This window comes from Flavobacterium okayamense (genome assembly GCF_019702945.1).
GTDB lineage: Bacteria > Bacteroidota > Bacteroidia > Flavobacteriales > Flavobacteriaceae > Flavobacterium > Flavobacterium okayamense.
In genome coordinates this window covers 603,655-618,369 of record NZ_AP024749.1, presented here as the reverse complement: position 1 = coordinate 618,369, position 14,715 = coordinate 603,655, and the positions used below count along the sequence as shown (strand labels likewise).

At 30.5% G+C, this 14,715-nt stretch carries 14 protein-coding genes and 2 tRNA genes; 4 read left to right on the top strand and 12 right to left on the bottom strand.

What is annotated here, in order from left to right:
- Positions 1-19: 19 nt before the first annotated feature.
- The 11 genes from KK2020170_RS02780 to serS all read right to left on the bottom strand — a co-directional run bounded on the left by KK2020170_RS02780 (position 20) and on the right by serS (position 9,562).
- The gene (locus tag KK2020170_RS02780) at positions 20-451 is read right to left on the bottom strand and encodes a hypothetical protein (protein ID WP_221259283.1); all 432 of its coding nucleotides are present in this window, start codon (positions 449-451) and stop codon (positions 20-22) included.
- A complete protein-coding gene (locus KK2020170_RS02775) occupies positions 448-915 on the bottom strand; it encodes a hypothetical protein (protein ID WP_221259282.1) in 468 nt (155 codons plus the stop codon). The genes KK2020170_RS02780 and KK2020170_RS02775 overlap by 4 nt, the downstream gene beginning before the upstream one ends.
- Complete coding sequence (locus KK2020170_RS02770; RefSeq protein WP_221259281.1) at positions 915-1,307, bottom strand: hypothetical protein; 393 nt, start codon at positions 1,305-1,307, stop codon at positions 915-917. The genes KK2020170_RS02775 and KK2020170_RS02770 overlap by 1 nt, the downstream gene beginning before the upstream one ends.
- A gap of 193 nt (positions 1,308-1,500) precedes the next feature.
- Positions 1,501-1,956 carry a hypothetical protein gene (locus KK2020170_RS02765; protein WP_221259280.1) on the bottom strand — a complete coding sequence of 152 codons (456 nt, stop codon included), beginning with the start codon at positions 1,954-1,956 and terminating at the stop codon, positions 1,501-1,503.
- Positions 1,957-2,089: 133 nt separating this feature from the next.
- Positions 2,090-3,394, bottom strand: coding sequence for a hypothetical protein (locus tag KK2020170_RS02760; RefSeq protein ID WP_221259279.1), 1,305 nt, complete (start codon positions 3,392-3,394; stop codon positions 2,090-2,092).
- Between the two features lie 210 nt (positions 3,395-3,604).
- Complete coding sequence (locus KK2020170_RS02755) at positions 3,605-3,805, bottom strand: hypothetical protein (RefSeq protein WP_221259278.1); 201 nt, start codon at positions 3,803-3,805, stop codon at positions 3,605-3,607.
- A 158-nt stretch (positions 3,806-3,963) separates the two neighbouring features.
- A complete protein-coding gene (mgtE, locus tag KK2020170_RS02750) occupies positions 3,964-5,316 on the bottom strand; it encodes a magnesium transporter (RefSeq protein WP_221259277.1) in 1,353 nt (450 codons plus the stop codon).
- Positions 5,297-6,082 carry a 16S rRNA (adenine(1518)-N(6)/adenine(1519)-N(6))-dimethyltransferase RsmA gene (rsmA, locus tag KK2020170_RS02745; RefSeq protein WP_221259276.1) on the bottom strand — a complete coding sequence of 262 codons (786 nt, stop codon included), beginning with the start codon at positions 6,080-6,082 and terminating at the stop codon, positions 5,297-5,299. Before rsmA ends, mgtE begins: the two co-directional genes overlap by 20 nt.
- A gap of 1 nt (position 6,083) precedes the next feature.
- Positions 6,084-6,410, bottom strand: a complete 327-nt coding sequence (locus KK2020170_RS02740; RefSeq protein ID WP_221259275.1) for a DUF4286 family protein — start codon at positions 6,408-6,410, stop codon at positions 6,084-6,086.
- 34 nt (positions 6,411-6,444) lie between these two features.
- Positions 6,445-8,223, bottom strand: a complete 1,779-nt coding sequence (locus KK2020170_RS02735; RefSeq protein ID WP_221259274.1) for a tetratricopeptide repeat protein — start codon at positions 8,221-8,223, stop codon at positions 6,445-6,447.
- 67 nt (positions 8,224-8,290) lie between these two features.
- Complete coding sequence (gene serS / locus KK2020170_RS02730) at positions 8,291-9,562, bottom strand: serine--tRNA ligase (protein ID WP_221259273.1); 1,272 nt, start codon at positions 9,560-9,562, stop codon at positions 8,291-8,293.
- A 141-nt stretch (positions 9,563-9,703) separates the two neighbouring features.
- On the opposite strand from serS, the gene KK2020170_RS02725 reads away from it, so the two are divergent.
- From KK2020170_RS02725 to KK2020170_RS02710, 4 genes are all read left to right on the top strand, one after another.
- On the top strand, positions 9,704-11,632 hold the full coding sequence (locus KK2020170_RS02725) for a M1 family metallopeptidase (RefSeq protein ID WP_221259272.1): 1,929 nt from the start codon (positions 9,704-9,706) through the stop codon (positions 11,630-11,632).
- Positions 11,633-11,709: 77 nt separating this feature from the next.
- Positions 11,710-13,038 (top strand): RIP metalloprotease RseP, encoded by a 1,329-nt coding sequence (gene rseP, locus KK2020170_RS02720; protein ID WP_221259271.1) that lies wholly within the window; start codon positions 11,710-11,712, stop codon positions 13,036-13,038.
- Positions 13,039-13,107: 69 nt separating this feature from the next.
- Positions 13,108-13,181: transfer RNA gene (locus tag KK2020170_RS02715), tRNA-Asn, on the top strand.
- A gap of 37 nt (positions 13,182-13,218) precedes the next feature.
- A tRNA-Asn gene (locus KK2020170_RS02710) sits at positions 13,219-13,292 on the top strand.
- Between the two features lie 56 nt (positions 13,293-13,348).
- On the opposite strand, the gene KK2020170_RS02705 is transcribed toward KK2020170_RS02710, so the two are convergent.
- On the bottom strand, positions 13,349-14,641 hold the full coding sequence (locus KK2020170_RS02705; RefSeq protein WP_221259270.1) for an aminopeptidase P family protein: 1,293 nt from the start codon (positions 14,639-14,641) through the stop codon (positions 13,349-13,351).
- Between the last annotated feature and the right edge of the window lie 74 nt (positions 14,642-14,715).

Sequence of the window (14,715 nt, the reverse complement as noted above, 5' to 3'; positions counted from 1 at the left end):
TCGTGATAGTAATAAAACACTAAATTCTTGTAGTCTGAACAGATATTATCGTGTTTTTGGAAGTATATTGATAAAACAAATACCAGCCAAAAAATTTATTATCACTTTCTTTAACTAAATATAAATTTCTATTAGAACTAAGAAAATAGTGAAGTTCACAAGGAGACATTTTACTATAAAAAGTTTTATCTATTATTTTAGCACCTTTAAAATTCAATTCTTCTCCATTTTCTTTAAACTCAACAAAATTTGAATCTTCAAGTATGAAATAATAAACGTCAAAATTTGTTCCGTTTTCAACATAAAGTGAGGCTTGTAAAACTTTTTTACCATCTTCAGATTTTATAATTTTGAAATTTTCATCCATTTTAAGAAAATAAGTATTTTCCTGTGATAATAAAAAATTTGTAAAAAACAAAAATGAGATAAATATTAAAATTGAATTTTTCATTGTTTAACATTTTGACCTCTCCAAATAACAGGATAAACGACAAATTTATCATCTGAAATTTTTTCAATTAAGTAGGTTTCAAATATATAATTTTTATCAAAGGTATGATAAGGTAAAGTGAGCCTTCCTTCTCTTTTATTCTTTTGTTGAACTTCAGTAAATTTATCTTTTCTCCACTTTTTCTCAATTTCCTTTATTTTTGCGCTTGAAGAAATTTTATATTTTTTCAATTTAGTTATGCAAATTGTATCTGAAGTACTAGTTTTTTTAAACAAAAAACTATCACCTGATTTGCATTGATTATTAAATATAATTCCTTGTTCTTCTTCTGAAAAAAATTTTTGCTTTCTAAAACAAGTGTCATCAATTTCTAATTTTACATACACTTTTATTTTATTTGTATTCTTTTGTCCAAAAGAAAAACAAAACATCAAAAAAACAATTAGTTTAATAAAAATCTTCATCAAATTTTAGATCCAGCTTTATTTTTTTTATCAAAAATGCTTTTAACTATAAATACACTCAAAATTAAAAACATCCCCAAACTTATATATGAAAGAATAGAAAATTTTATAAATCTATTACTATCATAATTTAAAAAAAAATAAAAAATCCATAACCAGAAAAATAAAATTCCAAAAAGGGTTAAAAATTTATTTTTTAAAAAAATTAAAAAAATAGACATTAACGATAAAACACTCAAAACAGACATACTAACTTCAAACATACTTAAATTTTCTCCTGTTAACATCATTGAAGAGGATAATAACATTAAAATGTTTGGAATAATTGCTTTATTATTTGGTAATAAAATAAAAAGAAACAATAAAACTAAAATTATTTTAAAAAAATTCAAATATTTCATTTTAAAAACAGGTTTTTACGTTAGAAGAAGCACTACTATTTGTTGTTGTTTGTCTAGTTGCACCAGTAGGTAATGTTATGGTTCTTAAATGTTCTCCAAATTTATCCGATGGCGCGGAAATGTTTTCCGTGCAAATTCAACTTAGACTCGCGCAGATTAAAAATCTGCGTGATCGGGTTTTTTACTAATTAATCTTGTTTTTAATATATTCAGCCTTAGGTTGCTTAAATCTTGGTGAGATTAATTTATAAAAATGCCAAGTATTATTTTTGTTTATATAAATTAGTATTGAACTTTGAGTTGATGTTTCAGTTTGTATTATAGCAATCTCTTTGTCTTTGGTATAAATTGGTTTGGAAATGTAAATTGAATTTTTTAGAATATCAGAAGTTTTGATTTTTTCGGTATTTATATATTTGTTTATCCATTTTGAATTTGATTTTTGAGATATTAAAAATTTATAGTCCTTTGCATTAAAAATTTTCTCAATTATTGAATCTTTTACATTTTGAACACCTATGACCGCTTTTATACTGTCAGATTTTATGGTGTTTTCATTTTTTGAAAAATCATTTAATTTTTCAAAAACAGATATTACATATTCATTATTATTTTTGGAATATAAATTGAGTTCCTTCATTTTTTTAAATACTCTATTTTTTAATATATCATTTGCAATTAAATAATCGTCTTGATTTGAATTTTTAACAAAGTTTCTATTACAAGAAAAAAAAAGAATCATTATAGTAAAAAATCGAATAATTTTTAGAAAATTACTCGCAAGGCGTTCCTTTGACTGGTATTGCATTATCATAAACTTGATTGTTTTGTTCGGTTAGGAATATATTATTAGCTAGTGCTTGTTGACTTGGTGTTAACATTTCTTCAAATAAATCGGTACTATGCATTGTTCCCCATGCAAGAAAAATGCAGTAATCAACACTTACATTCTCAATATTTTGTTGTTGGGAATAATTGTAAATTCCATTTGCTATTTGATCTATATAATTGTTCATAGCATTATGAATTTCATTGTCCAAAGGTTCTGCGGTATCTGGAGAAACATTTTCATAAAATGCAATAAAAGCATTCAATAAATTTTCATAATCTGAATCATTAGCATTTAAATTACCTTGCAAATATTGACTAATAAAGTATGCATGAGTTAATTCATGTAAAGTTACTGCAACTATTGCTAAATCTGTAGAATTATCTAAAAAAGCATCATCAAAGCCTATATTAATAATATAATTACTTGAATTTCCATTATATATAGGGCTTGTATATGCATTAGTGTTTGAATTATATGAAGAAATATCTCCATTCCAAAACTTTACATTGATATTTTCTGAAGTATTAAATGTATTTTTAATTAAGTTAGTTAAAGGGGAAGAAACGGACATTATTTTTTTAACTATTTCTTTTTGACAGGGTTTATTAATAGTATATATAATATTCAACGCAAAATCAACTTCTCCACCTGTTGCAATTGCTAAAATTGCTTCTTTAGAAAAACTTTTTGCTTCTTCAGAATAATTTTCACTAAACAAAAAACTTACAATTCTCTTTTTGTCTCTATCTGTTAGTAAATCCCAATAATTTGATTGAATACTATCAAATTCAGCAATAAAATTAATTAAATCTTCAGTCAGTTCTAAACAATCAGTACATGGTTCATAAGGCAAGGTTGTAATTTCGTTGTTGGTATTACTCCCTGAAGATGTATTTGAAGAGCCATCTGAAGTTGAATTTGTTCCCGTATCTCCACTTGCAGTAGAATCATTATTACCTGTATCACTACCACCTGTATCATTACAAGAAACAATTGAAGTACTTATTGTAAAATAACCTTCCCTTATTGTTGCACTACCATCTTGATAATAAGGACACGCACTATAATTTGTAATATCATGGTTTCCTTCTGGACAAACATAATAAGAAGGCACTTGTGTAATTACCGTTTCATAACATGGTTCATATAATTCCTTATTTGACATTTCTGAAATAATTGAAGTGTTTTCAATAACATAAATATTTAATTTTTGTGTTACATCTACAAATTGAAAATTCTTAATCATTTCTCTTTCAGCTGGAGTTACTTCGTATCTGTATAAAAAGGTTTTATATTCATTATTTGGATATACACCTATTACTAGATTTTCTAAATAGTTGCTTAAACTATCTTCTCTAATTATATTGAAGGTATAACTATCATACCCTTCTTTTTCAATTAAAACACCTTTATCTAAATCAATAGTAAAATTGTTAATTGAGTCAAAAACTGTTCTTCAATTGACATTTTTATTTAATTTAGGATTTTGAAGTCTTTCTTTAACACCATTATCTTTGATATTATTGAACTTGACAACTTTAATATTTTGCTTTTGAAAATCGTGTGAATGATCATGATGGTCAATATCATTTTCACAGGACATAAAAACAAAAGACAATAAAAGAAAACCGATTAAAATTTTAAAATAATTACTCATAAATTGATTGTTTATTAAATTAATAAATTAGTTGTACATTATAATATGAGTAGATTTGGGACCAAAAGGTTGGGAAACAACAAAAATAAACTAAACAAAGCTTAATTGGGATACAGATTTTCTGTATATTTTGTTAAAGTTTTAGCTAAAAAAGGAAATTAAAAACCTAAAATAACTTTTGCAATTGTAAAGTAAATTAGAATCCCAAAGATGTCATTACTGGTAGTAATAAAAGGCCCTGTTGCTAAAGCTGGGTCAATTCCAAAACGATTTAACATAATTGGAATAAATGTCCCTACAAGCGCAGCTATAATAATTACAGCTACTAATGAAACCGCAACGGTTACACCAACTTCATAATCAACTCCTATAATAAAATGACTTCCAAGAATTAGGATAACAGCTAAAATTAATCCGTTTAGCAAACTCAGACTTAATTCTTTTATCAATCGATTAAAAAGTGAACCGCTTATGGTGTTATTAGCTAAACCTTGCACAATAATAGCTGAAGATTGTACACCAACGTTTCCTGCCATTGCGGCAATAAGTGGTGTAAAGAAGAAAATTACCGGAAATTTATTTATAGCTTCTTGAAAATTACTGGCAATTGTTACCGCAATGAAACTTCCTAAAAGCGCTAAAACCAACCAAGGCAAACGTGCTTTTGTTAGTTCTAAAATACTATCATCGGCTTCTACGTCTTGTGAGATACCTGCCGCTAACTGGTAATCTTTATCAGCTTCTTCCTTAATAACGTCTACGATATCGTCAATGGTAATACGACCCACTAATCTCCCAAGTTCATCGATTACAGGAATAGCTTCCAAGTCATATTTCTGCATAATACGAGCTACTTCCACATTTTCAGTATCAACTTTAACATAGTCTACTTTTGGAATATAAACCTCGCTAATAGGTGTTTTGGTAGAAGTCGTTAATAAATCTTTAAGTGAAAGTCGGCCTTTTAATCGGTTTTCATCATCAACCACATAAATAGAATGCACTCGCGTAACATTTTCGGCTTGCGCACGCATTTCTTTTACACAGGTTAAAACATTCCAGTTTTCATTAACTTTAACCAACTCTTTCGCCATTAAACCACCCGCAGAATCTTCATCGTAACGTAATAAATCAACAATGTCTTTAGCGTGTTCAACGTCTTCAAGCTCCGAAATTACTTGCTCTTTTTTAGCTTGAGGAAGTTCGGCAATAATATCGGCAGCATCATCGGTATCTAACTCATCAAGCTCGTCGGCAATTTCTGCAGCAGTTAAGCTTTTTAAGATTTTAACACGAGTTTCATCGTCAAGTTCAAGTAGAATTTCGGCTGTTTTTTCAGAATCTAAAGTGTTGAAAACATAAATAGCATGCTCATCACTTAGTTCTTCCATAATTTCAGCCACGTCAGCATAGTGCATATCCTGAAGCAAGTGTAAAACATCTTGCTCCTTATTGTCTTGAATTAGTAATTCAAGTTCTTGAATAAGCTCTCTACTGATTTTGAACTCCATTTGCCTCTATTTTTTGAGTTAGTTCGATAAACTTTTCAACCGAAAGTTGTTCCGGACGAAGGTCAAAGATACTATCTTCTTTTAAAATATCAGAATGGATGAAGCTTTTTAAGCTATTTCGCATGGTTTTTCTTCGCTGATTAAAAGCTTGTTTTACAACCGAAAAGAACAATTTTTCGTCGCAAGGTAATTTATAATTTTCCTTACGAATTAATCGCAATACACCTGATTTTACTTTTGGTGGCGGATTAAAAACATTCTCGTGAACTGTAAATAAATACTCGGCATCATAAAAAGCTTGCGTTAAAACGGAAAGAATTCCGTAAGTTTTGCTTCCTTCTTTTTCACAAATGCGTTCGGCTACTTCTTTTTGAAACATTCCTGAAAATTCAGGAATTTGGTTTCGCATTTCAAGTGTTTTGAAAACAATTTGTGAGGAAATGTTATATGGAAAATTTCCAATAATTGCGAAAGGTTCGTGATTGAAAACTTCGTTTAAGTTGTATTTTAAAAAGTCTTTAGAAATGATATTTCCACGTAACTTTAGGTAATGCGCTTCTAAATATTCAACCGATTCGGTATCGATTTCAATGACGAAAGTTTCAATGGGTTTTTCTAATAAGTATTTGGTTAAAACACCCATTCCTGGACCAATTTCCAATACCTTTTTGTAACCGTTTAGTGTTAAACTATCGGCAATTTTTTTAGCAATATTTTCATCGGTTAGAAAATGTTGACCTAAATGTTTTTTGGCTTTTACACTCATTTTAGTTGCTTTCGTGGAAAAATTCGTTCATTACTTCAAGCTCCGTTCTAAAAGCTAACATTTTATCGGCAAATAGTTCTAAACCTTCTTGGCGCAATCTAGGAGCATGATGCTTGTAATACATTTCTAAATTTTCACGTGAAGGTGCTAAATATTGAACCGAATAGGTAACGCCACCCATTTCTTCATCCACTAAAACTTTAACTAATCGTGCGCTTATAAATAAACCTGTTGCTAAAACATCGTTAATATGTTTGTTGCGCATCCAATCAATCCATTTATCATGAACGGTTTCTTCTATATTTATGGTAACGTTGTATATGATCATGTTTATCTGTTATTCGTTTATTTGAATTTGATTTTTAAATATTGGTATCACCACGTAATAATCTGTATTGACGTTGCGATTCGGTAAAGTAAATACTATCTTGGTGATTGAAAATTACTTTTTCATACAAAGCTTTTGCTTTTTCGGGATTATCGAGAAATCTTCTACAAATTTCGGCAGAAAAGTACAAAGCTTCATCTACAAAAACGCCTTCGGTATGTTTTTCGATAATTTCATTAAAACTTGTAATTGCTTCGGTGTATTGTTTTAAATCTTGTTGGATTTTTCCAATTTTTAAAAGCGTTTCATCAACAATTGAGTCGTCTTTGTAATCGGTTAAAATTTGTTTGAAATCTTGTAAAGCTTCTGTTTTTTTCTTTTGATATAATTTTAAATCAGCCTTTGAAAAAGCAGTTAATGATTTTCGTAAACTATCTTCGACTGAATTATCTTGAATCAGCAAAAATAACTCTAATGCATCGTTAGCAATCAATAAACTAGACGACTGTTTCAAAACCTTCACTTGCTGTAAAGCCCAATCGAAATCGTTTTTAAAATAATTAGCTTTCGCCATTTTCATGCTTGCTTCGTGTGCCATTTCATCATTCTTCATGTTGTCTTCTACTTGCGCATAAAATAAAATGGCTTGGTTGAATTTTTCGCTGTACAATAAAATATCTGCCAATTCTAATTTAACAGTTGCAATTTGTCGTGGATTAAGTGGCAATTCTAATGATTTGTTCAATAATTGTGAAGCTTCATTAGGGTTGTTCAAATAAAAACACTCAAAATTGGCAGTTAATAATTGTAAGTCTAATGAATAAGGTGAAATTCCGAATTTTTTCAATAGAAGATTTAGTTCTTCTTTAAGTTTTGGATATGCTGTTTTTTCACTTTCTTCAATTTTTATTCGCATTAAAAACTCATTCGCTTTAATTTGAAGGCCAATATCTTGCGTGTTTTCTAAAATGAAACTAAAAATAGATTGCGCTGTTTCCTTTTGATTGTCATCAACTGACATTTGACCTAAAGCAATAATATTATTTAAAGTTTCTGGATTGCGTTTATAAACTGCTTTTTCTTGAATGAATGCTTTGCCAAAATCTTTTTGCTGCACGTAAAACCAACTTAAAAACTCGTTCCAATAAATATCTGGTGTTTTTTGAGTACGAATTAGTAAGGCTTTTTTTAAATCGTTTTGAAAGGTTTCTGACGTGTTTTCTAAAAGAAATCTTGAAAAATAATTCTGTACGGTTGGTGTGTTACTTGGATTAGAATACGCATAATCTAAAAGTTTATTGGTCATTCCTTCTAAATTCCCCATTTGCCCATAAATCAATGCGGTTTGATAATCAAAATTAAGGTTTGGGTTTTCTTTTTGACCCAACTCATAAGCTTGTAAAGCCCAATTTAAAAGCGTTTTGTTTTGAAAAGTAGCTCCTAAATTGTGTGAATATATAGGGTGTTCGTAAATTCGATTAATTGCTTCATTGTATTTTTTTTCCGCTTTTTGAGTATTGCCTTGTAATTGATAAATGTAACCTTCTTCGATTAAAAGTTGTGGTTGATTGTATTTTTTAATTCTAATTTGTATTAGACTTAAAGCTTTTTCAAATTGCTCTGTTTGTTGGTAGCAGATTAAAAGCTTATCAAAATAATAATAATTTGATGGTTGCTTTTCTAAGATTGGTTCCAACAAACTAATAGCCTTTTCATATTGACCTGTCTCAATATAATCCAATGCCAATTGCTCGTTTTGAGCCAACAAAACGTTTTGGAATAGAAATAGAAATATGAAGAGTATTTTTCGCATAAAACAATAATGCACTAAGTTAACACATTTGCGTTAAAATAGTGCACGATTAAAATAAGATTAACGATTAGTTGATAATGTCAAACCCTGTATATGGTCTAAGCACTTCTGGAATTACAATTCCTTCGGGTGTTTGATAGTTTTCTAAAATTCCTGCTAAAACTCTTGGTAATGCTAATGAACTTCCGTTTAAGGTATGTGCTAACTGGTTTTTACCTTCTTTGTCTTTGAAACGTAGTTTTAATCGGTTTGCTTGAAAAGTTTCAAAATTTGAAACCGAAGAAATTTCTAACCAACGGTCTTGTGCTGTTGAAAATACTTCAAAGTCATACGTTAATGCAGAAGTGAATCCCATATCACCACCACAAAGTCTTAAAATACGGAAAGGTAATTTTAAATCCTCTAAAATTCCTTTTACATGTTCTACCATTCCATCTAAAGCTTCGTATGATTTTTCAGGATGTTCAATGCGAACAATCTCAACTTTATCAAATTGGTGTAAACGATTTAAACCTCTTACATGAGCTCCATAAGAACCTGCTTCTCTACGGAAACAAGGCGTATAGCCAGTTACAAGAATAGGTAAATCGCTTTCGTTTAATAAAACATCACGATAAATATTAGTTACTGGAACTTCTGCAGTAGGAATTAAATATAAATTATCTTCACCTACGAAATACATTTGCCCTTCTTTATCTGGTAATTGCCCGGTTCCAAAACCAGAAGCTTCGTTCACTAAATGTGGAACTTGAGTTTCTTGATAACCCGCAGCCGTGTTTTTATCTAAAAAATAATTGATTAAGGCACGCTGTAAACGAGCTCCTTTTCCTTTGTAAACAGGAAACCCGGCACCCGTAATTTTTGCACCTAAATCGAAATCAATAATGTCGTATTTTTTTGCTAATTCCCAATGAGGCATTGCTCCTTCATGTAAAGTAGGGATTTCACCATCTTGATACACATTTAAGTTGTCATCAGCAGTTTTTCCTTCTGGAACAATTGCTGTTGGAATATTAGGTAATTTGTATAATTCTTCTTGTAATGAAGCTGTTGCTTCATTAAGTACATCAGTTAATTCTTTTGTTTTTTCTTTTAAATCGGCAGTTTTTGCTTTGGTTGCTTCGGCTTTTTCTTTTTCACCATTACGCATTAATTCGCCAATTTCTTTGGATAGCTTATTCGATTCAGCAAGAATATTGTCTAGTTCCACTTGAGTAGATCTTCTTTTCTCATCTAATTCAATTACTAAGTTTACCAATTCGCTAGCATCCATATTTCTCTTTGCTAAACCTTTGATAACTTCTTCTTTGTTTTCTCTAATGTAAGCTACCTGTAACATGATTTTAAAAAATTTAAGTCGCAAATTTAACAAAATTAAACAGTATTAAGAACAAAAAAGTAAGTATAAAAAATGAATATTACGTTAATTGTTTTCTGTAACTAATTGAATATTTCTATATTAGCTAAATTTTAATTAAAAATGAGAAAAATTTACTTAACCTTACTTTTAGTTTCAAGTCTTTTTTCGGCAGCCCAAACTGAGCAAGAAGATTTTGAACATATGATAGAAGCTGAAATGAAATCAGCTGCTTCAATTCAAAATTTTCAAGTAAACCCTAATACGCAAAATTATGATATTACCTATCATGAATTGCGTTTCACAGTAAACCCTGCTGTCTACAATATTGTTGGTCAGGTTGCAACTACTTTTACTGCTTTAGAAGATATGAACTCAATAATTTTTGATTTAACAGATGTATTAACTGTTAATTCAGTAATGATGGGAGCTACTTCTTTAACGTTTTCGCAATATAACACGGAAGAGTTAGAAATTAATTTTCCATCAACTATTACCAATGGTAGTTCTGCTACAGTTGTAATTAACTATTCAGGAGCTCCTGATACAGATGAACAAGCTTTTAGTACAAGTACTCATAGTGGAACACCTGTTATTTATACGCTTTCTGAGCCTTTTGGAGCAAGAGATTGGTGGCCTTGTAAACAAGATTTAAATGATAAAATTGATAATATTGATGTTTATATCACTTGTCCTACAGGTTATATAGGAGTAACTAATGGGTTATTACAAAGTGAAACTACTAGCGGAGGAATGGTAACGCGTCATTTTCACCACGGGTATCCAATTCCAGCTTATTTAATCAGTTTAAATGTTACTAATTATGTTTCTTATAACATTCAAGCGGGATTAGGTACAACTCAAAGTCCATTTTTCCCTATCAATAATTATTTATATCCCGAAAATAATAATAGTTCAGTTCAAGCACAAATTGATCAAACAGTTCCTATTATGAATGTTTTTGAGGATAAATTCGGACCTTATCCTTATAGAAATGAGCAATATGGTCATGTTCAATTTGGTTGGGGAGGAGGAATGGAGCACGCTACCATGTCTTCAATGGTAAGTTTTCCAAGAAGTTTAATTGCACATGAATTAGGACATCAATGGTTTGGGAATAGAGTTACTTGCGGAACATGGAAAGATATTTGGTTAAATGAAGGGCTTACAGAGTATACCGCAGGCATTGTTGTGGAAGAATTAGATGGGGCAACAAGTTTTGTGTCTTGGAAAAATTCTAAAATTAACAATATTACTTCACAACCGGGTGGTGCTCTTTATTTAACAGATTCTGAAGCTTTGAATGTAAATAGAATTTTCAGCGGTAGATTGTCGTATAACAAAGGATCAATGGTAACTCATATGTTGCGTTGGGTAATGGGAGATACAAATTTCTTTCAAGCACTTCAAAATTATTTAACCGATCCTAATCTTTCGTATGCTTATGCCATAACTAGTGATCTTCAATCTCATGTGGAAGCGGTTCATGGTTCAAGTTTAAACGAGTTTTTTAATGATTGGGTTTATAATCAAGGATATCCATCGTATGACATAACGGTACAAAACTGGGGAGCAGGACAAGTAAAAATTACTGTTAACCAAACACAATCTCATGCCTCAGTTAGTTTCTTTGAAATGCCCTTAGAGATTAGATTGTTCGACTCAGGAGGAAGTTCACATGATGTAGTTGTAAATAATACATTTAATGGGCAAGAATTTATTGTTGCTTCTCCATTTGTAGTTACAAGCTCAGAATTTGATCCGAACAAACACATTATTTCCAAAAACAATAATACAACAACACTTGGGAATGACACTTTTGATTTAAATCAATCGATTAGCTTGTACCCGAATCCATCAAATAACATTCTTAATGTAAAGTTGCCAAATACTATTCTTTTAAAATCAATTGAGATTTATAATGGATTAGGGCAATTAGTTTTGAAAGAAGAAAATACAAGTTTCTCAATTTTAAAATTAAATGATGGAGTTTATCATGCAAAAATTAAAACAAGTGAAGGTTTAATTCATAAAAATTTTATAAAAAAATAATTCCAAAATAAAATATTGATAAAAAGTAAGGTGAAAACCTTACTTTTGTCGTTTACATAAATAATAGAGTTTTAAAAATGATTCAATTAGCGCAAATAATATTTATACTTTCAGTTTTAGTAATTCTTCATGAATTTGGACATTATATCACTGCAAAATGGTTTAAAGTTAGAGTTGAGAAGTTTTATTTATTCATGGATGCGGGCTTTTCATTAGTTAAGAAAAAAATTGGAGAAACTGAATGGGGGATTGGTTGGTTGCCATTAGGAGGGTATGTTAAACTTTCAGGAATGATTGATGAAAGTATGGATACTGAGCAAATGAAACAAGAAGCTCAACCTTGGGAATTTCGTTCAAAACCTGCTTGGCAACGTTTGATTATTATGCTTGGTGGAATCATTGTAAACATTCTTTTAGCGTGGGTAATTTATACAGTAATGTATACAACAGTTGGGAAAAAATATGTTGCAACAGAAATTATTCAAAAAGAAGGTTTAGCTTTTGGAGAAGTTGGTCAAAAAGCTGGTTTTCAAAATGGAGATAAAATTGTTTCTGTTGATGGGAAATTTCAAGAAAATTTCAACCGAATGGTAATGGACATCTTATTTAGTGAAGAAGTTGTTGTAGATAGAAATGGCGAACAAGTAAAATTAAATCTAACAGATGAACAAATTGGCGAAATTTTAGATAAAGAAGGAAGAAGTTTTATCGAACCTCGTTTTCATGGTTCTTCAGTTGATTCTGTTTTGATAGGTTCACAAGCGGCAAAAGCGGGTTTAGTAAAAGGAGATTCTATAGTTGCTGTGAATGGACAAAAATTTAAGTTTAAGGATGAATTTACGAGTTTTCTTAGCCAACATAAAAATGATTCAGTTTCTATAGCAGTTATTAGAAATAATAATGAAAAAATTTTAAAAGCTAAAACAGATTCAGTTGGAAAACTTGGATTCCTATTCAAATCATTTATTAAAGACGACTTTATTGTTGAAAATAAAATGAGTGTTTTTGAAGCAATTCCAGCAGCTATTAAAGAATCTTGGTCATTATTAGTGTATAATGTTAAGAGTTTTAAATTAATTCTTCGTCCCGCAACTGGTGCTTACAAACAAGTTAAAAGCCCTGTTGGAATTGCAAGAGCTTTACCAGATACTTGGAATTGGGAATACATTTGGAATTTCACCGCTTTGTTCTCAATCGGTTTGGCGTTTATGAACTTACTGCCTATTCCTGGTTTAGATGGTGGACATGCTTTGTTTACTATTGTTGAAATGATTACTGGAAAAACACTAAGTGATAAAGCAGCAGGTTATGTACAAACAGCTGGAATGATTATTTTGCTAACATTAATGGCTTTAACTTTTGGAAAAGACATCTTTCAATTAGTAGCAGATAAATTTTTCCAATAAAAATTAGAATTTTATTTGCTAAAATAAAATTTCAAGTTATATTTGCACTCGCAAAAAAGGTTACTACCTTCCTCCTTAGCTCAGTTGGTTAGAGCATCTGACTGTTAATCAGAGGGTCCTTGGTTCGAGCCCAAGAGGGGGAGCTAACTTTTTTGTAACGGAATTAACCTATAAGGTTATTCCTCCTTAGCTCAGTTGGTTAGAGCATCTGACTGTTAATCAGAGGGTCCTTGGTTCGAGCCCAAGAGGGGGAGCAAAAAAAGAGCAACACATTGTGTTGCTCTTTTTTTTTATTTGTAAGTTTTGATTATCATCGATTCATTAAATCTTCTATCTCTTCCGCTTCGATAGGAATATTCTTCATTAAGTTAAATGGTTCTCCACTTGGTTGAATTACCACATCGTCTTCTAATCGAATACCAAAACCTTCTTGTGGTATATAAATTCCAGGTTCAACAGTAAACACCATGTTGGCTTCCATTGGTAAATGAAGTAAGCCGTAATCATGCGTATCTAATCCCATGTGATGAGAAGTTCCGTGCATGAAATATTTTTTATAGGCTGGCCAATCTGAATTTTCATTTTGAACATCAGCTTTGTCAATTAAACCTAAATCTAATAATTCAGAAGTCATTAGTTTACCAACTTCGACATGATATTGTTTCCAAAGTGTTCCAGGAACCAACATTTTTGTGGCTTCATCTTTTACTCTTAAAACTGCATTGTAAACCGCTTTTTGTCGATCAGTAAATTTTCCAGAAACAGGTATGGTTCTGCTCATATCACTTGAATAATTAGCGTATTCAGCACCAACATCAAGTAATAATAAATCTCCAGCTTTACATTCTTGGTTGTTTTCAATGTAATGTAAAACATTAGCATTATTTCCAGAGGCAATAATCGGCGTATAAGCAAACCCTTTTGAACGATTTCTTAAAAATTCATGTGCAAATTCAGCTTCAATTTCATATTCCATTACGCCTGGCTTCACAAAGTTTAAAATTCTACGGAAACCTTTTTCTGTAATGTTACATGCATTTTGGATTAAATCTAATTCTTCTTGCTCTTTAACCGAACGTAATTTTTGAAGTATTGGATTTGATTTTTCAACTTTATGGGCTGGATATTCATTTTTCCACCATTTTACAAAACGCGCTTCACGAGTTTCTGTGTCAATTGAAGCTCTGTAATGTTCATTAGTATTAATGTACATGGTTTCAGCATAAGCCATAACTTCTTTCAAAGTTTTATGAAAATCCTGTAACCAAATAACCGATTTTATACCGCTCACTTCAAAAGCACGTTCTTTTGTTAATTTTTCGCCTTCCCAAACCGCAATATGTTCGTTTGTTTCTTTTAGAAATAAAATTTCTTTCAAATGTTCATAAGGCGCATCTGGAAAAAGTAATAAAATACTTTCTTCTTGGTCAACACCACTTAAATAAAAAATGTCGCGATGTTGCGCAAAAGGTAAAGTGCTATCAGCACTTACTGGATAAATATCGTTAGAATTAAAAATGGCTACACTATTAGGTTTCATTTGAGCCGTGAACTTTTTTCTGTTTTTAATGAACAAGTCACGGTTTATTTGATGATATTTCATTGGTTTGATTTTTTTCTGTACCAAATTTAAAAAGAATGTATTGAAATGCTGTTAAAGGAAATGAAAAATTTGAA